We start from the raw sequence: 23067 nt of genomic DNA, 5'->3' as shown, positions 1-23067 counted from the left end.
AACGGCAATCCCGCATTCGTCTAGCCGGTGTTGTCGTCCGCGCGCGGCAGCGCCGATCATGCGCCCGTGCTGATCTTCCAGAACGAGCGCGCGCATCGGCTTCGGGATCAGCGTTATTCGTGGTGCCAGAGACGCTCGACAAGCTCGAAGGCGGCTACGCGCGGACTCCCTCTCGAATCATTGCGCATAACGGCGGACGCCAATGGGCACACGCCTTTCACAACAGCCGGAGACATTGATGAAATACGAAGATGACGTTCGTGCGCGTTCCTACAAGTTCCGCGACGAGTATGTCGATGCCACGCCATGGTGGTATCGCGGCGAAATGCACCTCGGCTTCACATTGCTCTTCACGGGCGGCGTGATCGTCTTTTGCCTGATGCAGCTTCATGCGCCGACGCTCGCCGAATGGATGGCCGTCATTCCGCTCTTTCTGTTCGGCAACTGGGCGGAATGGGCGGCGCACCGCTATGTGCTGCATCGTCCGACGAAGTATTTCAGCATGATCTACAAGCGCCATTGCGCGGTTCATCACCGGTTCTTCACGCATGTGACGCTTGAATACAAGGGTCACCGCCACTGGCGCGCGCTGCTGTTTCCGCCTTTCGCGCCGGTTGCATTCGTGCTGGCCGCCGTGCCGTTCGCGCTCCTGATCGGGTTCGTATTCTCCCGCAACGCAGGCTACATCGCGCTGTTCACGATGGCGGCATACTTTCTGATGTACGAGGGCCTGCATACGCTCTCGCACGTCACCGACAGCCCGTTCCTCGACCGCGTTCCGTTCGTGAACACAGTGCGGCGCCTGCACGCTACACACCACGATCCCGAAGTGATGGCGACACAGAATTTCAACCTCACGTTCCCGATCTGCGACACGCTGTTCGGCACACGCAGCGACGTTCCCGGTCGTGCGCGCGAACCGTTGGAACGCGGCCACTAAGGCGCTTGTTTCCGCAAAACACAATCGCTCGCGACGTGGCGTTGCGTACGGCGGCCTCGAACTACCCGGCCGTCGCAGCCGCCTCACGGTTGCGCATGATCCATTCGCTGAAGAGTTTGACCTTCGGCTGACTCGCGACGCACTCCGGATAGACGAAGTAATAGCGTGAGCCCGTTTGGAGCACGGTGTCGAACGGCATGACGAGCCGCCGGGCCGCCACGTCTTCGCTGACCAGCGTCCGGTCGCCGATCGCGACGCCGAACCCTTGCATGGCGGCGTTGGTCGCCAGATCGAGCGTTTCGAATGTCGGTCCGAGCGTCGCGTCGATCTCGCTCGCACCCGCGCAATCGAGCCAGAGCTTCCAGTCGCGGTGATCGCGCGTCGGATGCAGCAACGCATGATGCGCGAGATCAGCCGCGGCGGCGAGCGGACTTTCATTGAGCAGTTCGGGCGAGCACACGGGCGTGAGCTGCTCGTCGAAGAGCGGCACGGCGTGCACGTCCGCACCGGGCGACGAGCCGTAGATGATCGCCGCATCGAACGATTCGACCTCGAAATCGACATCGTGCTGCCAGGTCGTCGTGATCTGCAATTGCAGTTCGGGATGCTCGCTCTGGAAGCGCATGATCCTCGGCAGCATCCATCGCATCACGCAGGTGGGCACTTTCAGCGCGAGATCGGTGCGCTGGCGCGTGAGACGCAGCGATACCTCTTCGATGCGCCCGAAGCTCTCTCTCACGACGGGCAACAGCACGTCGCCTTCCGCCGTCAAGGTCAGGCCCCTTGCGCCGCGGATGAAAAGGGGAAAGCCGAAGTATTCCTCCAGCGCGAGAATCTGTCTGCTGATCGCCCCCTGCGTGAGGCACAGATGTTCCGCCGCACGCGTGAAGCTGCGATGACGCGCGACGGTCTCGAAGATCTGCAGTGCGTTGAGCGGAGGAAGTCGTCGCATCGGGGCGTGTCTCCGATCATGAAAATCACGTCAGCCGGAAATAGTGTAGCAAGCCGGGCGCGGTGCTAATGCAGTATCTTGCCCAGAAAATCCCTCGCCCGGTCGGACCGCGGATGCGCAAAGAACGCGTCCTTATTTTCGTCTTCCACGATGCGCCCGTGATCCATGAAGATCACCCGGTGCGCGACCTTTCTGGCGAAGCCCATTTCGTGCGTGACGCACATCATCGTCATGCCTTCCTGTGCCAGTTCGACCATCACGTCCAGCACCTCGTTGATCATCTCCGGATCGAGCGCGGAAGTGGGTTCGTCGAACAGCATCGCGACCGGGTCCATCGACAGTGCGCGCGCAATCGCCACGCGCTGCTGCTGGCCGCCTGAAAGCTGCGCGGGATACTTGTCGGCGTGCGCGCGCAGGCCGACGCGCTGGAGCAGACGCAGCGCCTTGTCGGACGCTTCGTCTTTCGAGCGCCCCAGCACTTTCGTCTGCGCGAGCGTGAGGTTGTCCGTGATCGACATGTGCGGAAACAGCTCGAAATGCTGAAACACCATGCCCACTTTCGAGCGCAGTTTCGACAGGTTGGTGCGCCTGTCGTGGACGGACTCCCCGTTGACCGTGATGCTGCCGCTCTGGAACGGCTCGAGCCCATTGACGGTCTTGATGAGCGTCGACTTGCCGGACCCGGACGGCCCGCAGACCACGACCACTTCGCCTTTGCCGACGGTGGTGGTGCAGTCGGCCAGAACCTGGAACTGGCCGTACCACTTCGACACGTTACCGATGGAAATCATGCGCAAACCTTTTTGAAAGTGCGTTAGCCATTGAGACGCGGCGTTTTTAGCGATGTCTGCCGACGCGATACCGGCGCTCGAGCGCGCGCGCATACCAGGTCAGCGGAAAGCACATCGCGAAGTAGAGCAACGCGACGAGGGCGTAGATCGGGAAGGGACGGAACACTGCGTTGGTGATCATGGTGCCGGTCTTGGTCAGCTCCGTGAGACCGATGATCGACGTGAGCGCGGTGCTCTTCACGACCTGCACGAGAAATCCCACGGTGGGCGGCACGGCGATCTTCCATGCCTGCGGCCAGACGACGTAACGCAACTGCTGCGTCCACGTCATGCCGAGGCTCGCCGCGGCGCTCCACTGGCCGCGCGGCACCGCCTCCACGCAGCCGCGCCAGATGTCGGCGAGACAGGCGCCCGTGTACAGCGTGAGCGTGACGGTCGCGGCAGCCCAGGGCGACACTTCAACGCCCAGCAGCGGCAAGCCGAAGAAGCCGAGGAAAAGCTGCATCAGAAGCGGCGTGCCCTGGAACACCTCGACATACAGCACCACCGTCCGGCGCAGCCACGGCAGCGGCGACACGCGCATGGCGAGCAGCACCAGTCCCGTGAGGCCGCCTCCGACGAACGCGATCACCGAAAGCACTACCGTCCAGCGCGCGGCCAGCGTCAGGTTGCGGGCGATATCCCACAGCGTGAACTCGATCATCGTGAACGCTCCTTCGGAAGGCCGGGTTCGGCCGCGCCGATGCGCAGGGACAACAGGTTGCGCAGACCGCGCCGGGAAGCGGTCGCGGCCGCGCGGCCGGCCCGTCCCGCGAACAGCCGCTTGCCGAGTCGGTTGATCAGCATGCGCAGCACGATCGACAGCAGCAGATAGATCGCGGTGACGATCACGTAGCACTCGAACGAACGGAAATTGCGCGACTGAATGAAGCTGGCGGCGTGCGTCAGGTCAGGCACCGAAATCTGCGATACGACCGCGGAGCCGAGCATCACGATCAGCACCTGCCCGAGCAGTGCGGGAAACACGTTGGCGAGCGCCTGCGGCAACACGACGTGGCGGAACACGTGCGGTCCCCGCAGGCCGAGCGCCATCGCGGCCTGGAGCTGTCCGCGCGGTATCGAGTCGATGCCCGCCCGGACGATTTCCGTGGCGTACGCGCCGAGGTTCACCGTCATCGCCAGCACGGCGGCCTCGATTTCGCCGATATGCACGCCGAGGCTGGGCAGCCCGAAGAACACGAAGAAGAGCTGAACGAGAAACGGCGTGTTGCGAATCAGCTCGACATATGCGGTGATCGCCGCGCGGACCGGCTTCGGGCCCGTCACGGCGAGACACGCGCCGCCGATGCCGACCAGGCCGCCCAGCAGCGTCGATATGGCGGTCAGGCCGAGCGTCACCGCGACGCCATGCGCGAGCACATCGACATAGAGGCCGACGTCGCTGAAGTCGAACGTGTAGGTCATCGAGCGATCCTCCCGCGTGCGAGTGAACGGAGCGCTCCGCGCATCACAGGTCGGCCGGCAGCGGTGCGCGCAGCCACTTCTGCGAGATCGCGTTCATCGTGCCGTCCTTCTTCGCCGCGGCGATGGCTTCGTCGACCTTCTGCTTGAGGCGCGGCTCGTTCTTGTTCAGGCCCACGTGATCGGGCGAGCTGAAGAGCGAGAACTTCTGCTCGGGATCGTTCGACGGGTGACGGGCGATGATCGTCGCGCCCACGTCGTTGCCCACCACGAGCAGTTGCGCCTGCCCGGCCAGAAACGCGGAGATCGCGCCGTTCGGGTCGTCGAATCGCTTGATCGACGCGGACGGCGGCGCGACCTTGCTCACGCTCAGGTCTTCCAGCGTGCCGCGCGCGACGGCCACGCTCTTGCCGGCAAGGTCGCCCGCGTTCTTCACGGGCAGCGACTTCGGACCGAATACGGCCAGGTTGTACGGCGCGTAGGCCTGCGAGAAGTCGATCACCTTTTCGCGCTCGGGCGTCTTGCCGACCGAGAGCAGCATGTCGGCCTTATGGTCGACGAGATACGCCATGCGGTTGTCGCCGGTGACCTGAATCAGTTCGACCTTCGCGTTGAGGGTCTTGCCGATCAGGCTGGACACGTCGATGTCATAGCCCTGCGGCTTCATGTCCGGCCCGATCGAGCCGAACGGCGGATAGTCCTCGAAGACGCCGATCCGGACGACGCCGGACTTGTTGATCGAGTCGAGCGCGTCGGCGTGCGCCAGCGGCGCGAATGCGCCGAGGCCCGCGATGCCCGAGAAGGCGAGGAGGGCGGCGGTGCGGGCGAGGAAGCGCTGCGCGGAAGTCGTCGTGTGCATGAAGGTCTCTCCTGTGTCGATACGGTGGGCGGCGTGAATTCAGTGCGCGGTGCGTGCCGCGATGAGCTTGCAGGCGTGCGGCGGAAGCTCCGCGAAGACGGGCATGCCGATTCGCAGGTCCGGCGTCTCGCGCGGCGTCGTGGCGGCGGTGAGCGTGAAGCCCGCGCAATCGATGGTCGCTTCGAGCGACGCGCCGACATCCCGGATGAACGCCACCTTTCCGGCGAGCACGTTGGGCCCGGGATCGACGGCGCCGTTTACGGCTGTCCGCATGCAGACGTCTTCGGGACGAATCAGCAGGCGGACGTCGCCCGCCGCGCCGCGCGCGGGCGGTGCGGCATCGACGACGATCTGCTGGCCGCCCGGAAGCGCGATCCGGTCTCCGCCTTCGAGCGTGACGGGCAGGATGTTGCCGAGGCCGATGAAGTCGGCGACGAATTCGCTGACGGGATTGCGATAGATGTCGAGCGGCTTGCCGACCTGCGCGATGCGTCCTTTTTCCATGACGACGATCTCGTCGGCCATGGTCATGGCTTCGCGCTGGTCGTGCGTCACCATGATCGTCGTGATGCCGAGGCGCTGCTGCAGGAGACGGATCTCGACCTGCATCGCCTCGCGCAGCTTCGCGTCGAGCGCGGAGAGCGGCTCGTCGAGCAGCAAGAGCTTCGGCGACGACGCGATGGCGCGCGCAATCGCCACGCGCTGGCGCTGTCCGCCCGACAGCCGCGAGACCGGCCGGTCCGCCATGTGCGGCAACCGGATCAGATCGAGCAGCTCGGCGACGCGGCTGGCTTCCGCCTCCTTGCCGACCCGGCGAAGACGCAGCGGATAGGCGATGTTCTGCGCGACCGTCATGTGAGGAAAGAGCGCGAGCGACTGGAACACCATGCCGAAATCGCGTCGGTTCGCGGGCACGTCAGTCAGATCGCGGCCGGCGAAGGCGACTGTTCCGGACGACGCCGTTTCCAGCCCCGCGATGATGCGCAAGAGCGTCGTCTTCCCGCAGCCGGACGGCCCGAGAAAGCACACCAGCTTGCCGTCGGGCACGGCGAGATCGACATGATCGACGGCGTATGCGGCGTGGAAGCGCTTCGTTACCGCCTGAAGTGTCAGATGAGTCATGAGGGTTCCCCGGTTACAGCGCGACGCCTTCGTCGCCGACCAGCTTTTCGAGCAGCCAGATCAACGCAAAGTCGATGAGCACGATGACGACCGCGAACGAGAACACGGTCGGATCGAGCGAGGACACGGTGCGGCTGTACAGCCAGATGGGCAGCGTCATCGTGTCGATGCCGTACAGAAAGAACGTGACCGTGAACTCGTTGAACGAGACGATGAAGGCGAACAGCATGCCGGCGAGAATGCCGGGCCGCATGAGCGGCAGGACCACATCGACGATCGCGCGGCGCGGGCTCGCGCCCATCAGGCACGCGGCTTCCTCGAACTCCGGGCCGATCGCCGCGACCGAGGCGGCGCAGTTCTTCACCGTGAACGGCAAGGCGAGGATCACGTGCGCGATGATGAGCCGCAGAATGCCGAGCTCGACGGGCAGCACGTTGAACACGAGCAGCAGCGAGAGCCCGAGCATTACGAGCGGATAGACCAGCGGCAGCGCGACGAGCTGCTCGATAACCGCCTTGCCGCGGAAGCGATAGCGCGAGAGCGCGTAGGCGGCGGGCACCGAGACGGCGGTGGCGATGATCATCGTCGATACCGCGACGACGAGGCTCGTCGTGAGGGCCGTGCCCATCGAGAGCACATCGCTTGCGTCGGGCGATACGAACGTGTGCCACGCGGCCCGATACCAGCGCAGCCCGAAGCCCGGCGGCGGGAACTGGAGCGTGTCCGAATTGCCGAACGACATCGTCACCATCGTGAGGATCGGCAGGGCGGCGAGAAAGAGCACGACGGTCGCGAGCAGGCTGGCGGCGCGGCTTAGGCGTCCCGGCATGATCGCGGAAAGGCGCAGGGCGCTCATGAACGGGCTTCCCCCGTGCTTTGCATGCCGCGTACGAGCCGTTGCGATACCGACATGACGACGAGCGTCGCCACCATCAGCACCACGCCGGATGCCGACGCGGCGGGCCAGTTCAGAAGCGGCGCCACCTGGTCGTGCACGAGCACGGCGAGCATGGGCACGCGGCGGCCGCCCAGCAGCAGCGGCACGGCGAACGCGCTCGCGTTGTAGGCGAAGACGAGCAGCGCGCCGGAAACGAGACCGGGCATCGCGAGCGGCAGGACGATGTGGCGCAGCGTCTGCGAGCGCGTCGCGCCGAGCGTAGCGGCCGCTTCCTCGTAAGAGCGCGAGATGGCGCGCATGGCGCTCGCGAGCGGCAGCACGGCGAGCGGGAACGCGGTCTGGATCAGGCCGAGCAGCACGCCGTTCTCGCGATAAAGCCACTGCACCGGACGCCGCACGACGCCGGCCGCGAGCAGCGCGTTATTCAGCATGCCCGCCGGCCCGAGCATCACGAGCCAGCCGTAACCCTGCAGCAGCAGATTGACGAGCAGCGGCAGCAGCACGCCGGCAAGAAGGAGCCGGCGAGCGAGCCGCGATTCGGTGCGCGCCATCGCGAGCGCCACCGGAATCGCCAGCGCCACCGCGCAGACCATGCTCTCAAACGCGAGCTTGAGCGTCAGCCCGAGCGAACGCAGGAAGTACGAATCGGCGAGGTCCGCGTAATTGTGAAGCGTGAGTGCGCGCCACTCGTTCCCCGGCACGCCGAAGCTCATGCGCAGCACCGCGAGCGACGCCGCGACGAGCACGGCGAGAAACGCGAGGATCGGCGCGAGCAGCACCCACGGCGGCACCCTGGGCAGCGCGGGAGCCGACGTCTGTGCGGAGGCGGCGTCTGCCAGCGTGGCCGTCCTGCGGCGGAAGGAGAGTGCGGACATGGAGCTCAGGCCGAAAAGATTTCCGTATAGCGCTTGATCCACGCCGGTTGCACCGCCGCCAATGCCTTGTCGTCGTGCAGCACGGCGTTCTCCGCGATTTGCTGGGGAGACGGCACGAACGCGCGGCTTTCGGCGGGAATCGCCGCCTTCGAGTTCACCGGACCGTTCAGCACGTCGGCGGCCATGCGGCCTTGCACGCCTGCGTCGAGCGAATGGTTGATGAACGCGTGGATCAGGTCGATGTCGCCCGGGTGCGCCTTCGGTATGACCGTGAACATCAGCTGGGTGGCGAAGCCTTCCTTCATCCCATACGTGACGGCCATCTTGTACTCGGGCTTGCGCAATTGATCGGGGAAGAACGCCGGCGAGTAGATGCCGCCGATATCCAGCGAACCCGTGCGGAACAGGTCGGCGACCTGATTCGGATTCTCTCCGAGCGTGAGCACGCGGTCCTTGAGTTGCGCGAGCTTCGCGAAGCCCGGTTCGATGTTCTGCTGCGAGCCGCCCGCCATCTTGGCGGCGATGATCGCGAGATCGACCGCTTCGGCCCATTCCGGCGGCGGCAGGAAAATCCGCCCCGCATACTTGGGATCCCAAAGCGCTTCGTAGGTCGTGGGCGCCGTCTTGACCGACGACGTGCTGTAGACGAGACCGTCCGACCACAACAGATAGCCGATGCCGAAGCCGTTGGCGCCCGTTTGATACCGCGCGGCGACATCCTTCAGGTTGGGGAGTTTGTTCAGATCGGGCTTCATCAGCAGACCGGCATCCGCGAGACCCGAGGCGCCCACGCCCGCGAGCGTGATGACGTCGTAGGTCGGGCGGTCTCCGGCCGCTTTCACTTTCGCCACCATGCCGGAGGTGCCGTCGGCGCGATCGGCGATGACCTGCGCGCCGGTCTTCTGGCTGAACGTCGCGGCAATATTGCGCAAGGCCGCCGCGCCGGTGTCGTCGGACCATGTGAGCAGGCGCAGCGTCTTGCCGGCGAAGCTCCTCTCCTGCGCCTTCGCGGTGCTGATGAACGGCATCGGCAGACTCGATGCGGCGAGCGCCATGCCGATGGTCTTGATGGCCTGCCTTCTGCCTCGTTTGATGTCATGCATGGTTCACTCCTCGCTGAACGTGCAGCAGTCGGTCAATGCGGTCGGTCGATCAACAGCGGCGTTGTGAGAGCACTCTAGGGACGCAAAATTTCGGCAACAATCGAAATCTCGGCATGGTTGCCATGAGCCGAACGCATGGCTCGGCCTTAACAAAAGCTTTCAGTCGGGATCGGCCGCGGTCAGCACCTGCTTGATTTCCTGGAAGGCCGCGAGTCCGAACGGCCCGAGTTCGCGGCCGATGCTGCTCTTCTTGAAGCCGCCCCAGGATGTCTGAGGAAAGATCAGTTGCGGCGCGTTGATCCAGACGACGCCCGCCTGCAACGCGGCCGCCACGCGCTGTCCGCGTGCCGCGTCGCGCGTGACGACGCTTGCGACCAGCCCGAACTCGGTGTCGTTGGCGGTGGCGATCGCTTCGTCTTCCGTGTCGAAGCTGCGCACGCACAAGACGGGTCCGAAGATCTCTTCGCGCCACACGGCGCTGCCGGCGGGCACGTCGACGAACATCGTTGGCTGCACGAAGTATCCGGGTCCGTCGGGCGCCTGGCCCTGGACCACGAGGCTCGCGCCGTCCGCCTTGCCCCGCGCGATGAAGCGTTGCACGCGTTCGTGCTGCGCGCGGTTCGTGAGCGGCCCCATCTGCACGGCGGCGGCGAACGGATCGCCGACGACGGTGCGCGCGACCCGGTCGGCGAGGCGAGCGATCAGCGCCTGCGCGAGCGGCCGTTCGACCAGCACGCGCGACGTGGCCGAGCACATCTGTCCGGCATTGAAGAACGCACCGCCGATGACGAGATCGACGGCGAGATCGAGGTCGGCGTCCGCGAAAACGACGATGGACGACTTCCCGCCCAGTTCGAGGCTCACGCCCTTGATGGACTGCGCCGCCGCCTTCATGACCTGCTCGCCGACCGCCGTGCTGCCGGTGAACGAGACCTTGGCGATGAGCGGATGCGTGGTGAGCGCCGCGCCGACATCGGTGCCGGCGCCGGTCACGATGTTGAACACGCCGGGTGGCAGGCCGGCCTGCTCGACGATCGCGGCCAGCGCCAGTTCCGGCAGCGGGGTGAATTCGGAAGGCTTGAGCACGACCGTGCATCCCGCGGCGAGCGCGGGCGCGAGTTTCCAGGCCGTGGTCACCATCGGGAAATTCCACGGCACGATCAGGCCGACCACGCCGGCGGGTTCACGGCGGATCACCGCGCGATGCCGGTCGCTCGGGATGGCGATCGCTTCGCCCGGTTCATCCAGCCGTTCGGCCAGCCCGGCGTAGTAGTCGAAGGTGGCAACCACGTCGCCGACATCGATGCGGGATTCGGCGATCGGCTTGCCGTTGTTGAGCGACTGAAGCGCGGCGAGATGCTCGCCACGGGCTTCCACGCCGCGTGCGATCGCTCGCAGAAAGGCGGCGCGCGCGGCGCCCGAAGTCTGTTTCCAGGCGCGCCATGCGTGCGACGCGGCGCGCACCGCGCGATCGACGTCGGCGGGACCGGCCGCGTCCACTTCGGCGATCGTCTCTTCGGTCGATGGATTGATGACGGGCAAGCGTTGCCGCGTTTCGGGCGCGCACCAGCAGCCGTCGATGAAGAGCTGGGTGCGCAGCGGAAAGTCGAAGACGGGGCGTGCGTTCGCGTTCATGACGGCACCCGTGCAAACCAGTCGGCTTCGCGGACCTCGATCACGGTCGGGACGTCGCGCGATACTGCGCGCCGCAGCTCGGCTTCGAGGGTCCGCGGGTCGTCGACTCGTGCGGCCTCGCATCCGAAGGCTTTGGCGAGCGCGGCGAAGTCGGGCGTGTAGATATCGACGCCGACGGGCGTGATATCGCGTTGCGCCATGTATTTGCGGATCTCGCCGTAGCCGAAGTTGTTCCACACCAGCACGATCACGGGCACGCGCGCCTCCACCGCGCTCGCCAGTTCCGGCAGCGTGAACTGCAGACCGCCATCGCCGATCAGGCAGACGACCGGCCGCCTGGGCGCGGCGAGCTTCGCGCCGATGGCGGCGGGCAGTCCATACCCGAGCGTGCCGTAGCCGGTCGACGAGTTGAACCATGAGCGCGGCGCCGGTGCATCGTGGAGAAAGTTGCCCGCGTAGACCGGGCTCGTCGAATCGCCTGCAACGACGACGCCGGGCAAGGTGCCGACGATCGTGTCGATCAGGCGCTGCTGCGAGCGCATCGCGGCGTCGCAGCCGGCCAGGTTGGCGGCCCGCACCGCGGCGACGCGCGCCGCGCCCCAGTCCGTCGCGGCCGGGCGAACGGGACGCTCGTGCAGTCTCGTCGACAGCTCGCTCAACGCCTCGCGCGCGTCGCTGACGATGGCCACATCCGGACGAACGTTGCGCATCAGTTGTTGCGCATCGATATCGATGCGGATGAGCTTGCCTGCGATCGCAAAGCCGCCGTCGAAGACGACGTCGTAATCGGTTTCGCCCAGTTCGGTTCCGACCGCGAGCACTACGTCGGCTTCGCGGATCATCGCGCGGGTGTGCGGCAGCGACTGCGTGGACCCGATGAGAAGCGGCTGTCCGGACGGCAGCAGTCCTTTCGCATTGGTCGTGAGCGCGACCGGCGCCTGCAGCCGCTCGGCGAGTTCGCGCAGTTCGGCGGCAGAGTCGGCCTCGCCGCCGCCAGCGAGAATCAGCGGGCGGCGCGCTTCCGCGAGCAGTTCCGCGGCGGCGGCGAGCGCGGCGGGGTGTGCAGCGGGTTTCGCCGCACGCACGGCGCACGACGCCTCGATGACGCCCGCCGGCGACACGATGACGTCGAGCGGGATCTCGATATGCACCGGCCGCGGCCGGGCGCTCTCGAACACCGCGAACGCGCGGGCCAGCACCTGAGGCAGATCGGCGGCATCGAGCAAGGTGTGCGAGAACGCGGCGAGCCCGTTGAATACTTCGCGCTGCGAGGGCAGTTCGTGCAGGCGTCCGTCGCCGCTGCCGAGTTCGCTGCGCGCATTGACGCTCGATATCACGAGCATCGGGATGGAATCGGCATGGGCCTGTGCCATCGCGGTCGCGATATTGGTCATGCCCGGACCGGTGATGATGAAGCACACGCCGGGCTTGCCGGTGACACGCGCATATCCGTCGGCCATGAAGCCCGCGCCCTGTTCGTGACGGGGCGTCACGTGCCGGATCGACGAGCGCGCAAGACCGCGATAGAGCTCTACTGTGTGCACCCCCGGGATGCCGAAGACATACTGGACCCCGTAAATCTCGAGCAAGGTGACGAGCGATTCGCCACAGGTTCGATGGCGCGAGCCGGCCTGGCCGTTTGCCGTTCTCACGTTGCGATCGTCGAAGTGCCTGGTGGATTCACGAAGGTTCATCGGTCGTTGCATTCCTGATTGGTTGGACTGCGGAGGCGGCTGGGGTGCAATCATTCTCGACGCGGCTCCGTCGCGAAGCCAATCGAAAAGATCTCATGGGGCGCATCAGATTTCGGCATGGGTCAGGCAGGCCGCGCGTGGATGGATGGCAGCCCCGCGGCGGGCTCGTGCTCCGTGCTTCGGAAGCGCATCGCGGATCTTCAGCTCGGGACACGCGGCTGCGTGAAATGCGACGCTCGCGCTGGTCGGCGGACCGATCCGCATCGGCCTGACAGATGAAGAGGTGGAACAGCGCGGCTCGCCGGGTCCGGATAGTCCCTCGACTGCAATAGTTATTCGGGAAAGCGCGCATAGCATCCGGCAAACGCTTCGTTTGCTCGCAATGGGGGCGAACGTACCATCATTCGTTCAACCCGCTTCCGGTCATTCCCGCCCGCCTGCCCATGAACGTTCCCCGCTATCCTTCCGCCGCGCTACGGCTCGATGCCGGCGCGCCCCCCGAACGGGACGACAAGCGCACAAACGATACGCGCGCGCTAGTCGACCTGCCCACACGCGAAGCGGCGCAGGCACGCGCGCGCACGTTGAGCGCGGTGCGCTCGCGGGGTTTGCGCATCGGCGTTCCGCTCGGGTTGATCGTGTTGTGGCAGCTCGCATCCTCGCTGCAACTCGTCGCGCCCGAAACCTTGCCGCCGCCGACCGTCATCGTCGCGGCACTGAAGGAACTGATCGCGGACGGCGAACTGCAAAGCGCGATCGGCGTGTCGCTCGTGCGCGCGGCGACGGGCTTGGCCATCGGCGGCGGCATCGGTCTTTTGGCGGGCCTGTTTGCGGGCCTGTGGCGCGTCGGCGAAGAGATCGTCGATGCGCCGCTGCAGATGCTGCGCACCATTCCGTTCATTGCCCTGATTCCGCTCTTCATCACCTGGTTCGGCATCGGTGAAGGCGCGAAGGTCGCCGTGATCCTCGCGGCCACCATCTTTCCGATGTATCTCAACACGTATGCCGGCGTGCGCGGCGTCGATCCGAAGCTGCTCGAAGCGGCGCGCGTTTTCGGGCTGTCGAGCCGGCAGATGGCGCTGCGCATCATTCTGCCGACGGCGCTGCCATCGATCCTCGTCGGCGTGCGCTATTCGAGCGCCGTCGCCTTGCTCGCGCTCGTCGTCGCGGAGCAGATCAACGCGCAGAACGGCATCGGCTACATCCTCGTGAATGCGAACCAGAATCAGCGCGCGGACATCATCATCGCGGGCATTCTGGTGTATGCGGCGCTCGGTATCGTCACCGATCTCGTGATGCGCGCGCTCGAACATCTCGCCCTGCCGTGGAGGCCGCGTTTTGAACTCGCCTGACATCGAACGCTTCGACGCGTTGCAACAGCGCGAAGCCGCGCTCGAACTCGACCGCGTGAGCCGCGTGTTCGCCGGGCGCGCGGTGCTGAAGGACGTCTCGCTCACCATCAGGCGCGGCCAGTTCGTGTCGATGCTCGGCGCATCGGGCGCGGGCAAGACGACGCTGTTGCGCATCCTCGCCGGGCTCGATCGCGCCGACAGCGGTCGCGTGCGCGTCGCGGGCGCGCGTTCCGTCGTGTTTCAGGAGCCGCGTCTCGTGCCCGCCAAGCGCGTATGGGAAAACGTCGTCATCGGCCACGACCGCCTGGGCGCGGCGAAGCAGTCCGCGCTCGCCGCGCTCGACGAAGTCGGCTTGTCGCGCCACGCGCAAGGCTGGCCGAAGACGCTTTCCGGCGGCGAGGCGCAACGCGTCGCGCTCGCGCGTGCGCTCGTGCGCGAGCCGAAGCTCTTGTTGCTCGACGAACCCTTCGCCGCGCTCGATGCGTTGACGCGCATCCGCATGTACGAACTCGTCGCGCGTCTGTGGCGCGCGCATACGCCTGCGGTCGTGCTCGTGACGCACGACATCGACGAAGCGATTCTGCTGTCCGATCGCATCGTCGTGCTATCGCAAGGCGAGATCAGCGCGGATGTGACGGTCGATTCTCCGCGTCCGCGTTCGCGCGGCGACGAGCACGCCATCGCGTTGCGCGCGCGGCTGCTCGCGGAACTCGGCGTCGACGACGCTGCATTGCAAGCCGCGTCCCGAAACGCGGCATGAAGACTTCATTCACTCAGACCACACGTTCATGCGCATCAGGAAACGCTTCATCGCTTTTTTCGTGACGAGTTTCGTCGCGGGGTCGTCGGCATCGTTCGCGCAAGGCGAACCGCTGACGCTCACGATCGGCACGCAGGACGCCGCATGGCCATTGATCGTCGAAGCGTCGCACGTGCTCGACGGCGCGCCGTACAAAGTCAAATGGGCCGTGCTGACCGGTCCGGCGGCGCAACTGTCCGCGCTGTATTCGAAGGTGCTCGATGTCGGGCTGATGGGCGATACGTCGCTCATCATCGAACAGGGCAACGCACGCACGCCGTGGACCGCGGACACCGCGCCCTTGCAGATCATCGCGGGCTGGCGCAATCCGGATAGCAGCTATCCGCCTATCGTCACGGTCGTGCGCAAGAGCGCCGACGTCAAGGACCTCGCCGATCTCAAGGGCAAAACGTGGGGCTATAACTTCGGCGGCTTCAACTATCTGCAATACGTGCTCTCGTATGTGAAGGCCGGACTCAAGCCGAAGGACTTCGAAGCCGTCAAGTTCGGCGACGGCAACGTGTCCGCGTCCGCGTTCAATGCGGGGCAGGTCGCGGTGTATTCGGGCGGCTACGGCCCGGTCAAGGAAACGGTGGACAAGGGCGATGCGCGCGTCATCATCAGGAGCGACGAACTCGACATACCGGCGTTGTCCGTGTTCACCGCCCGCACCGACGTGCTGCGCGATCCGAAGAAGAGCGAGGCGCTCGGCGACTTCCTCGGCCGCCTGAAGAACTCGTGGACGTGGTGGGCGCAGAACGTGCCGGCCGTCGAGAAGATCTATCTCGAGAAGATGAAGCAAAGCCCGGCGCGCGCGAAATTCTCCGCCGAAAACGGACGTTCCCGGTTCTATCCGCTCGACAAGGAACTGGTGGCGCGCGAGCAGAAGATCGCGGACACGCTCTATAAATCCGGCGACATCAAGAATCAGATCAAGGTGGACGTAGAGTTCAACCCGGTGTTCGACAGGCAGGCCGTCGCATCGCACTGAAGCTTCGCGGAAACGGCGTGCCTTTCGTGCTGAAGGCACGCCGTTTGACTTACACGTCGAGCTTCGTATAAGGATTCGCGTAAGTGAACGGATCGCAGAGTAGATCGTTCAACGCATACTGCCCGACCGCGTGATATTTCCACCGCACGCTGTCGTGCAAAGTGTGCGTGCGCGCATTGCGCCAATGCCGGTCGAGATTGTGTTCGGAGCGCGTCGATTGCGTCCCCGCGAGTTCGAACAGCTTGTTCGATGCATCGAGCGCGAATCGCGTCGTGACGATCTTCGCTTCCGCCGTCGCGACGATGGCAGCGGCGACGGCCTCGCGCGGCGCGTTTGGGTCGCGCGCCCGGTCGATCGACTCGGCGGCGCGTGCGGTCAGCGCCTCGGCCGCATGTAAATCGACCGTCAGTGCGCCGATGTCGCGCAGCGTGTACGGGTCGTCCGTCGCATGCGATGCGCCGCTGCCGCGCGCGGGATGCGCGAACGCGTGCAGGAAGCGCTTCGTCTCATCGAGCGCGGCCCGGCCGATACCGAGATCGATCGCCGCATGGAGCGCCTGCGACACGGCATTGGCCGTATCGATATTCGGACGGCGCCCGCGCGCGACGATCTGCAGCGCATCGAGTTCGACCTCGTCGAGCCGCACCTGACCGCTCGCCGTCGTGCGCTGACCGAATCCCGACCAGTCGTCGATGACCTCGACGCCGCGCGCATGCCGTGCGACGAAAGCGGTCACGGGAAGACCGTCGTCATCGCGCGCGGCGACAGGAATCCAGTGGGCGAAAAGCGCGCCCGTCGAATACACCTTGCGGCCCGTCAGCACGAAGCCGTTGCCATTGGCGCGGCGGAGCACGCGCGTCTCGTGCTCCGAGGGCAGACGGTCGCCCGGTTCGGCGGTCGCATTGCCAAAGCGTTCTCCGGCGAGCGCGCGTGAAAAGAAGAAGTCCTGCTGACTCGGCGTGCCGTCGTGTCGCAGACGTTCGAGCGTCGCGAAGTGATTCTGCGGAATTTGCCCGAGCGACGAATCCGCCGCCGAGATCGTATCGAACACCTGCGCGATGGTGCGCACGGAGACATCGATGCCGCCGAATGCGCGCGGCACGCCGATGCCCCATAAGCCGCTCGCGCTGAACACTTCGATCTCGTCGAGCGGCAGCCGGCGATCGCGATCGCGCGCGGCGGCGTCGACGGCGAATTCGGCGGCGAGACGCCGCGCGGTGTCGAGGGCTTCGTCGTCCGAGCGGATGAGCGCCGCGCGCGTGAGTTGCTTGTCCTGTGTCATGCGGTTCCTGTCCTCTCGATGTTCATGCGGCACGCGCCGACGATGCATACTGGCTGGCCGGTCGCGGCAGGCCGAGATGGTCGCGCAGCGTCGTGCCTTCGTAGTCGCGGCGAAAAATGCCTTTGCGCTGCAGGATCGGCACGACGTGATCGACGAAGGCGGCGAGGCCCGAAGGAAACACGTCGGCGTTGAGATTGAAGCCGTCCGCGCCGCGTGCCTGGAACCATTGCTCGATATCGTCGGCGATCTGCTCGGGCGTGCCGACGATCATCCGGTGGGCGCCGGGGTTGCGGTCGAGCAGATCGCGCACCGTGAGGTTCCCGCTCTTCGCGAGCGCGACCGTCGAGTCGATGAAACCGCGCGGCAGGTCCGAACGCGCGACCTTGCCGATAAGCTCGTAGGGCAAGGGCGCATCGATCGACAGATCGTCGGGCGCGAGGCCGAGTGCGCCCGCAAGCCGCGCGATTTCGCGATCGGTATCGAGCAGCGCGTCGAGTTCGGCCTTGCGTTCGCGCGCCTCGCGCTCGGTTCCGCCGATGACCGGATACAGCCCCGGCAGCAGCAGGAAATGATCGGGATTGCGGCCATGCGCGCGCACGCGGTCTTTCATCTCCGCGTAGAAAGCCTGCGCCGTCGGCAGCGTCGTCTGCGCGGTAAAGACGGCGTCGGCGAAGCGTGCGGCAAGCGCGCGTCCGCCTTCCGAGGAGCCGGCCTGCACGAGCACGGGCCGCCCTTGCGGGCTGCGCGGCACGGACAGCGGCCCGCGCACGGAGAAGTACTTGCCGCGATGCTCGATCGTATGCACGCGCGCGGGATCGGTATAGCGGCCCGACGGGCGGTCGGCGACGAAGGCATCGTCTTCCCAGCTGTCCCAGAGCTTCGTCACGACCTCGACGAACTCCTGTGCGCGCGCATACCGCTCTTCGGTCGAGAGCGGAATCTCGTGGCTGAAGTTCGCGGCGGCGTGCGTGTCGTAAGTCGTCACCGCATTGAACGCGATGCGTCCGCCGCTCAGATGATCGACCGATGCGAAGCGGCGCGCGAGATTGAACGGATCGTTGAACGTGGTCGATGCCGTCGCGATCAGGCCGACATGTTGCGTCGCGCCCGCGAGCGCGGTCAGCAGCACGGTCGGTTCCAGCGCCTGCGACGGGCCTTCGGCGTGATTGCGCAGCGACAGGGTATCGGAGAGAAACACCGCATCGAGCTTGCCGCGCTCGGCCGTCGCCGCGATCGCCTTGAAGAAGCTCAGATCGATGATCGAACGTGGATTGTCGAGCGTGCGCCAGCCCGCCGGATGCCGCCCGGTGCCGGTCACGTTCGTGTTCAGATGGAGTTGCCGTGGCCGCGTGGTGGTCATGTCGTCGTGTGCGGAGAGTTGGATCCGGCGAAGTCGCGACGCAGGCCCGCTTCGACGAGCAAAGGCAGCACCGCTTCACCGAAATAGGCGAGATCGGGTTCGAAGTCGAAAAAGGTCAGTTGCACGCCGTCGCATCCGGCGCGTTTCAGCGCGAGCAGCTTGTCGACGATCTGCTCGGGCGAACCGATCAGATGCAGATTGCCGCCGAGGATGCGCTGCTCGCGCTTGTGCTTCGACCACGCTTTCGCGTCGCTGCGGCTGCCTTGCGCGACGAAGCCGTCGAGCGCCCCTTCATCGGCGTGCGCGACGATGGCGTCGCGATACGCATACGCCTCGCGCTCGGTCGGACGGCATACGATCGTCGGGTTAATGAGCGTGCGTACGCGCCGTTCGACGCGCGCCGCGCCTTCGCGAATTTTTGCGGTGTGCGCGGGCAAGGCGCCGATGGCGTCGTCGAAATCCGCGCCCGCCGGACTCGTGATGAAGACGAGGTCCGAATGGCGCACCGCATAGTCGATGCCGGCATCGGAGCCGGTCGCGTTGACGAGTACCGGACGGCGATAGCGCGGGCGCGGGCTCACGAAGGCATCGTCGAGCTGCCAGCGCGGCGTGCGGATCGTCAGGTTCGCGTCGCTGCGCCAGAGCGTGTCGAGCACGCCGACGAATTCCGCCGCGCGCGCATAGCGCTCGTCGTGCTCGATCATCGGCTGGCCGAACATCGCCCATTCGGTGCAGACGTGACCGGTCACGAGATTGATGCCCCAGCGCCCGTTCGAAATGTGATCGAGCGTCGCGCCGAACTTCGCGAGATGCAGCGGATGCCACGGCCCGTAGAGCGCATGAACCGTCGAGATCAGCAGGATGCGCTCGGTGATCGCGGCGAGCGCGCTCGTCGCGATGAATGCATCGAGCGACTGCTCGCGATACTTCATCTCGCCGCCGTGACCGTTCTTGCCGAGCCATTGCGCGAGCCCGAAGACGAGATCGAAGCCGAGCGCTTCCGCCTGCTTCGTCAGACGCGCGTTGTAGTGGAAGCGCCAGTCGGTGCCGCGCGGCAGCGTCGAAATGGACCAGCCGCCGTTCTGGATCGGCAGGAAGAGGCCGAGGATCAGCGGTTGCTGGAACGCCGCGTGCAGCGGACTGCCTTCGATGTCCGCCGGGCTCGATGCGCCGTCGAACGTGGGGCTCATTCCGCGCGCCCCGCGATGTCGGCGAGCCGTTCGCGGCTGCGCCGCGCGGTGGGCGTTTCGAAGTCGAGCACGTCGATGGACGCGATCGCATCGCGGTCCACCTGTTCGACGAGTTGCAGCTCCCAGGCGAGATACGCGTTCATCTGCGCGGCGACCTGATCCGCCTTTGCGTGATACGGGCTGTACCACGCGTCGTCGTCGCCGGTCAGGTTGCCCGCGTCGCCGGCGTCCTGGGGCAGTCCGAGCGCGAGCCAGCGGCGCGTGCCGCCGATGAGCGCGGATACGCCGCCGCGCGTCTGCGCGATTTCCGCCGCGACAAGTCCCGCGAGCACGCCGTCTTCTGACGTGAGCACGATCGGCGTGTCGCGCGGCAAGTCGCTCAGATGCGCGAGAACGGCGCTCGCCGCGACGAAGCGCGCTCCCTTCACATGGGCGCGGCGGAACGCGAGGCTGCTGTCGATATCGATGGTCTGCACGGCGCCCGCTTCGATCTCGCGCAACAACGCATCGGCTTCTATCCAGCGCGTGCGCGCGCCGTGCGGACGCACGCGCACGGCCTGCGAACCGGCTTCGAGGTGCTCGGCGACGAGCGATGCGCTCCCCGCATCGTCGAGCACGCGGACATCGAGATAGCCGAGTTGCTTGAGCCACGACGCCGTCATGCGCGCGCGCACCCCGTCGTCGTCGCGCAGCACGACGCGCGCATGCAGCGTGCCGACGTATTCGTCGGTTGCCTGCACGAGCTGTCCGCCGGGCGCGTTTTGCCAGCCTGCCGGATGACCCGCTTCGTATTCGAGCGGATCGCGCACGTCGAATCGATACAGCGTGCGTTCCCCGCTTTCGCGTTCGAGCGCGGCGAGCGTGTCGCGGTCGATGACCGGCACACGGGCGCGGCGCGCGGCGGCGGCGGCGAGCTCGCGCGCTGTCGCGAGCGCCTCGCCTTCGGGGCGCGGCGCGGTGCGGATCTTGCCGTGTTCGAGTTCGAAGCCTTCGAGCAGCCACGACATGGAGCCGCCCGTGAGCGCGGCGACCGGGTTCGGCACGCCCGCGTTGATGAGCGACTGCGCGCCGAGGATGCTGCGCGTGCGGCCCGCGCAGTTCACGACGATCAGCGTATCCGGCGACGGCACGACAGCGAGCGCGCGATAGACGAGTTCCGCGCCCGCGCAATCGATGCCGCCGGGAATGCTCATCGTGTTGAATTCGCCGAACGGACGCGAGTCGAGCACGACGAGATCGTCGCCGGCATCCTGGCGGGCCTTCAACGTCGAGGCGTCGATGTTGGGCGTATGCAGCTTGTGCTCGATGACTTCGCCGAATGCCTTGCCCGGCACATTGGTGCCCGAAAAAACTTCGAAGCCCGCCTGCGCCCAGCCTTCGACGCCGCCTTCGAGGATCGCGACGTCGGTATAACCCCAGCGTTCGAGCAAGGCGGCTGCGCGCGGCGTGTACTCGCCGTGGGTATCGACGAGAACGATGGGTGTGCCGCGGCGCGGCACGAGGCGATCGATCAGCAGTCCGAGCCGGCCCACCGGCGCAACCGACGAATAGAACAGACGCTTTCGCGCGGAGACGCCTTCCTCGCGCACGTCGAGCACGGCGAGTTCCGAGCGTTGAGCGATGAGCGTGCGCAACTGCGAGGCGGATACGGAACGGGACATGAGAGAGAAGTCCTTGAAAGTAGGAAGCGGAATCGAGAAATCAGGCGTACGGCGGGCCGCCGCCATCCACATAGAGACGCGTCCCGGTGACGAAGCGGGCATCGTCGGAGAGCAGATACGTGACCGCGGCCGCGACGTCGTCGGGCGTGCCGGGGCCGTCGAGCGCGGTGAGACGCGTGGGTTCGGCATCGACCTGGCCGGTCGTCATCGACGCGAAGCGCGGCGATTCGATCGGACCGGGCGCGACCGCGTTGACGCGCACGCCATGCGGCCCGTACTTGCGTCCGAGACCTTGCACGAGCAGGTCCAGCGCGGCGTTGACGCTCGAACCGGGGAAATGATTATCGATGTTGCGCGAGGACGCGACCACATGCGCGCCTGCGCAAGCGAGTCTTCGCACGACGGCCGCGCCGAGCGCGCCGAATGCGCCTGTGACCCAGAAAACCCGGTCATTGAACTGATCGTGACTGGACATGGACGGATGCACATGGGATGGAAGCTCTCCATGTTGATTCCTCGTGTCGTCAGGACGAACGGATCATTTCGCGAAAGCTCTGCACGATGGGCGTAATGGGCTTGCCAGCGACCGGTCAATTTGCTTAGCTGATTAACTTGGTTGGCGCGACGCGGCCTCTCTCCTAGTGTGTATCGCTCCGAAATGCCGGCCGCGAGAAAGCGCGCGTACCATGAACAGACATCTGCATTTCAACGCGTTCCACATGAACGCGCCCGCGCATTCGTGGGCCGGATTCTGGCGGCATCCGCGCGACCGTTCTCTCGAACACAACACGCTCGGCTACTGGATCGAACTTGCGCAGACTGCCGAACGCGGCCTGTTCGACGGCGTTTTTCTGGCCGATGTCTTCGGCATCTACGATGTCTACGGCGGCGGCGTCGACGCGACGCTGTTCTCCGCCGCGCAATCGCCATCGCACGATCCGCTGCTGACGGTGCCCGCGATGGCGCATGCGACGAAGCACCTGGGCTTCGGCGTGACCGCCAATTTGACGTACGAGCATCCGTATCAGTTCGCGCGGCGTTTCTCGACGCTGGATCATCTGACGGGCGGGCGCGCTGGCTGGAACGTCGTCACCGGATATCTGGAGAGCGCGGCGCGGGGCATGGGACTGGAGAAGGCGCGCGAGCACGACGAGCGCTATGCGGCGGGGGAGGACTTCCTCGAAGCCGTCTACAAGTTATGGGAAGGAAGCTGGACGGAGGGCGCGGTCGTGCATGACAGGCGCGCGGGCAAGCCTTACACGGACCCGTCGAAGATCCGCCGCGTGTTGCACGAAGGGCCGTACTTTCGCGTCGATGGCTTCAATCTCGTGGAGCCGTCGCCGCAACGCACGCCGGTGTTGTATCAAGCCGGCGCATCGGGACGCGGCAAGGCGTTCGCCGGCAAGCATGCCGAATGCGTGTTCCTCGAAGGCCAGACGCCTGCCATCGTCGCGGCGGCGGCGCGTGACATCCGCAAGCATGCGGTCGATGCCGGCCGCGCGCCTGACGACGTGCTGCTTTATCTCGGCGCGACCGTCGTGGTGGCGCGCACGTCCAGGGAAGCTCGGGCACTCCACGCCGAATACGCGGAATATGTCGACACGCTCGGCCAGCTCGTGCTCGTGTCGGGATGGACCGGCATCGACTTCGCGGCGATGGATCTCGACAAACCGATCCGCTATGTCAAAAGCAATGCGCTGCAATCGACCGTCGAAAACCTGACGAAGCGCGCCGGGCGGCCGATCACGCCGCGCGACATGACGCGCTTCGATCAGATCGGCGGGCGCGGGCCGTTCATTGTCGGCGATCCCGCAGAAGTGGCGGATCAACTCGTCGCGTGGGCCGATGAAACCGGCGTCGATGGCTTCAATCTGCGTCGCACGGTCATGCCGGAGAGCCTGCATGCGTTCGTCGATCTGGTCGTGCCGGAGTTGCAGAACCGTGGCCGATACCGCACGGCGTATGCGGACGGCACCCTGCGCGAGAAGCTGTTCGCGGGACGCGGGCCGCATCTGCGTGACACGCATCCCGGCGCGCGTTATCGCGCGGGCTGAGAAGCGCCGCCCGCGATGCGGTGCCGATTTCATAGACAGCATGGGCCG

At 66.0% G+C, this 23067-nt stretch carries 21 protein-coding genes; 5 read left to right on the top strand and 16 right to left on the bottom strand.

Annotated elements, in window-relative coordinates; translation table 11 throughout:
• Nucleotides 1-238: 238 nt before the first annotated feature.
• Nucleotides 239-940: a sterol desaturase family protein gene (locus QCE49_RS33925; protein ID WP_250437727.1), complete on the top strand. Its 702-nt coding sequence runs from the start codon at nt 239-241 to the stop codon at nt 938-940.
• 61 nt (nt 941-1001) lie between these two features.
• Here QCE49_RS33925 and QCE49_RS33920 read toward each other — a convergent pair whose 3' ends face one another.
• The 11 genes from QCE49_RS33920 to QCE49_RS33870 all read right to left on the bottom strand — a co-directional run bounded on the left by QCE49_RS33920 (nt 1002) and on the right by QCE49_RS33870 (nt 12330).
• Nucleotides 1002-1892, bottom strand: a complete 891-nt coding sequence (locus QCE49_RS33920) for a LysR substrate-binding domain-containing protein (RefSeq protein WP_008345439.1) — start codon at nt 1890-1892, stop codon at nt 1002-1004.
• A 65-nt stretch (nt 1893-1957) separates the two neighbouring features.
• Nucleotides 1958-2683, bottom strand: coding sequence for an amino acid ABC transporter ATP-binding protein (locus QCE49_RS33915; RefSeq protein WP_008345440.1), 726 nt, complete (start codon nt 2681-2683; stop codon nt 1958-1960).
• A 46-nt stretch (nt 2684-2729) separates the two neighbouring features.
• Nucleotides 2730-3386: an amino acid ABC transporter permease gene (locus QCE49_RS33910; RefSeq protein WP_250457658.1), complete on the bottom strand. Its 657-nt coding sequence runs from the start codon at nt 3384-3386 to the stop codon at nt 2730-2732.
• Nucleotides 3383-4147: an amino acid ABC transporter permease gene (locus QCE49_RS33905; protein ID WP_250457657.1), complete on the bottom strand. Its 765-nt coding sequence runs from the start codon at nt 4145-4147 to the stop codon at nt 3383-3385. The genes QCE49_RS33910 and QCE49_RS33905 overlap by 4 nt, the downstream gene beginning before the upstream one ends.
• A gap of 43 nt (nt 4148-4190) precedes the next feature.
• Nucleotides 4191-5003 carry a transporter substrate-binding domain-containing protein gene (locus QCE49_RS33900; RefSeq protein ID WP_008345445.1) on the bottom strand — a complete coding sequence of 271 codons (813 nt, stop codon included), beginning with the start codon at nt 5001-5003 and terminating at the stop codon, nt 4191-4193.
• Between the two features lie 39 nt (nt 5004-5042).
• The gene (locus tag QCE49_RS33895; protein ID WP_250442105.1) at nt 5043-6125 is read right to left on the bottom strand and encodes an ABC transporter ATP-binding protein; all 1083 of its coding nucleotides are present in this window, start codon (nt 6123-6125) and stop codon (nt 5043-5045) included.
• Nucleotides 6126-6138: 13 nt separating this feature from the next.
• On the bottom strand, nt 6139-6981 hold the full coding sequence (locus tag QCE49_RS33890) for an ABC transporter permease (RefSeq protein WP_250442104.1): 843 nt from the start codon (nt 6979-6981) through the stop codon (nt 6139-6141).
• Nucleotides 6978-7898 (bottom strand): ABC transporter permease, encoded by a 921-nt coding sequence (locus QCE49_RS33885; RefSeq protein WP_250457656.1) that lies wholly within the window; start codon nt 7896-7898, stop codon nt 6978-6980. Before QCE49_RS33885 ends, QCE49_RS33890 begins: the two co-directional genes overlap by 4 nt.
• Before the next feature lie 5 nt (nt 7899-7903).
• Nucleotides 7904-9001, bottom strand: coding sequence for a PotD/PotF family extracellular solute-binding protein (locus tag QCE49_RS33880; RefSeq protein WP_008345450.1), 1098 nt, complete (start codon nt 8999-9001; stop codon nt 7904-7906).
• A 159-nt stretch (nt 9002-9160) separates the two neighbouring features.
• Nucleotides 9161-10636, bottom strand: a complete 1476-nt coding sequence (locus QCE49_RS33875; RefSeq protein ID WP_250457654.1) for an aldehyde dehydrogenase family protein — start codon at nt 10634-10636, stop codon at nt 9161-9163.
• A complete protein-coding gene (locus QCE49_RS33870) occupies nt 10633-12330 on the bottom strand; it encodes a 5-guanidino-2-oxopentanoate decarboxylase (RefSeq protein ID WP_309806870.1) in 1698 nt (565 codons plus the stop codon). Before QCE49_RS33870 ends, QCE49_RS33875 begins: the two co-directional genes overlap by 4 nt.
• A gap of 443 nt (nt 12331-12773) precedes the next feature.
• Between QCE49_RS33870 and QCE49_RS33865 the strand changes: the two genes are divergently transcribed.
• From QCE49_RS33865 to QCE49_RS33855, 3 genes are all read left to right on the top strand, one after another.
• Nucleotides 12774-13682 (top strand): ABC transporter permease, encoded by a 909-nt coding sequence (locus QCE49_RS33865; protein ID WP_250457646.1) that lies wholly within the window; start codon nt 12774-12776, stop codon nt 13680-13682.
• Nucleotides 13669-14442, top strand: coding sequence for an ABC transporter ATP-binding protein (locus QCE49_RS33860; RefSeq protein WP_250437720.1), 774 nt, complete (start codon nt 13669-13671; stop codon nt 14440-14442). Before QCE49_RS33865 ends, QCE49_RS33860 begins: the two co-directional genes overlap by 14 nt.
• A 61-nt stretch (nt 14443-14503) precedes the next feature.
• Nucleotides 14504-15472, top strand: a complete 969-nt coding sequence (locus tag QCE49_RS33855) for an ABC transporter substrate-binding protein (RefSeq protein ID WP_235366136.1) — start codon at nt 14504-14506, stop codon at nt 15470-15472.
• A 49-nt stretch (nt 15473-15521) separates the two neighbouring features.
• Here the strand turns inward: QCE49_RS33855 and QCE49_RS33850 are convergent, their stop codons facing one another.
• Genes QCE49_RS33850 through QCE49_RS33830 form a run of 5 tightly spaced genes read right to left on the bottom strand, consistent with a single transcriptional unit; the run spans nt 15522 to nt 21440 of the window.
• The gene (locus tag QCE49_RS33850; RefSeq protein WP_250457645.1) at nt 15522-16754 is read right to left on the bottom strand and encodes an SfnB family sulfur acquisition oxidoreductase; all 1233 of its coding nucleotides are present in this window, start codon (nt 16752-16754) and stop codon (nt 15522-15524) included.
• A gap of 22 nt (nt 16755-16776) precedes the next feature.
• The gene (locus QCE49_RS33845; RefSeq protein ID WP_175982467.1) at nt 16777-18114 is read right to left on the bottom strand and encodes an LLM class flavin-dependent oxidoreductase; all 1338 of its coding nucleotides are present in this window, start codon (nt 18112-18114) and stop codon (nt 16777-16779) included.
• The gene (locus QCE49_RS33840) at nt 18111-19304 is read right to left on the bottom strand and encodes an LLM class flavin-dependent oxidoreductase (protein ID WP_250457643.1); all 1194 of its coding nucleotides are present in this window, start codon (nt 19302-19304) and stop codon (nt 18111-18113) included. Before QCE49_RS33840 ends, QCE49_RS33845 begins: the two co-directional genes overlap by 4 nt.
• A complete protein-coding gene (locus tag QCE49_RS33835) occupies nt 19301-20965 on the bottom strand; it encodes a rhodanese-like domain-containing protein (protein ID WP_250457641.1) in 1665 nt (554 codons plus the stop codon). Before QCE49_RS33835 ends, QCE49_RS33840 begins: the two co-directional genes overlap by 4 nt.
• A 40-nt stretch (nt 20966-21005) precedes the next feature.
• On the bottom strand, nt 21006-21440 hold the full coding sequence (locus QCE49_RS33830; RefSeq protein WP_051078948.1) for an SDR family NAD(P)-dependent oxidoreductase: 435 nt from the start codon (nt 21438-21440) through the stop codon (nt 21006-21008).
• Between the two features lie 211 nt (nt 21441-21651).
• Between QCE49_RS33830 and QCE49_RS33825 the strand changes: the two genes are divergently transcribed.
• Nucleotides 21652-23019: an LLM class flavin-dependent oxidoreductase gene (locus QCE49_RS33825; protein ID WP_250457639.1), complete on the top strand. Its 1368-nt coding sequence runs from the start codon at nt 21652-21654 to the stop codon at nt 23017-23019.
• Nucleotides 23020-23067: the final 48 nt, after the last annotated feature.

Origin of the sequence: Caballeronia sp. LZ008 (assembly GCF_031451435.1) — a bacterium.
Classification (GTDB): domain Bacteria; phylum Pseudomonadota; class Gammaproteobacteria; order Burkholderiales; family Burkholderiaceae; genus Caballeronia; species Caballeronia zhejiangensis.
The sequence above is the reverse complement of the archived record's forward strand: the minus strand, read 5'-3'. Positions and strand labels throughout refer to the sequence as shown.